The organism is Amnibacterium soli (assembly GCF_039544415.1).
GTDB lineage: Bacteria > Actinomycetota > Actinomycetes > Actinomycetales > Microbacteriaceae > Amnibacterium > Amnibacterium soli.
The window spans coordinates 1-584 of sequence record NZ_BAABLP010000014.1 but is presented as its reverse complement, the minus strand read 5'-3'; the positions used below and the strand labels follow the sequence as shown (position 1 = coordinate 584).

Here is a 584-nt window from a genome sequence, read left to right as displayed (position 1 = left end):
GTACCGCGCAACTGTTTTCATGTACGGGGCTATCACCCGCTACGGCCGCACTTTCCAGAGCGTTCCATTAACAATCGCGTTATCACATACAGGCTCTTCCCCATTCGCTCGCCACTACTAGGGGAATCTCGGTTGATTTCTTTTCCTCGGGGTACTTAGATGTTTCAGTTCTCCCGGTTCGCCACCACTGACCTATGTATTCAGTCAGGGTTACCCTTGCGGGTGGGTTTCCCCATTCAGAGATCTCCGGATCAAAGCTTCATTGCCAGCTCCCCGGAGCTTTTCGCAGGCTTGCACGTCTTTCATCGCCTGTGATCGCCAAGGCATCCACCACGTGCACTTAGTCGCTTGATCCTATAACGTTGAGTCCTGGTCTTATCCAGGCACGTTACAGGCGAACTCAGCACAACGCTGTTTGTGAGTGTCTCTGTCGCTGGTTCGCAAACAGATTCACTCGATGCAATCACAACCCGTACAACACAGAGTCTTTCGACAATGCGCTGCACATTGTGTGTTTAATTTGCCTTCCACTTTGTTAAAGAGCAACAACCGATGACTCCGAAGAATCATGTGTCATGACTGAA

Annotated in this window: 1 rRNA gene; it reads right to left on the bottom strand. The window is 50.5% G+C overall.

Annotated elements, in window-relative coordinates:
• Positions 1-354: ribosomal RNA gene (locus ABEA53_RS16895) — 23S ribosomal RNA — on the bottom strand; the annotation flags it as partial.
• Positions 355-584: the final 230 nt, after the last annotated feature.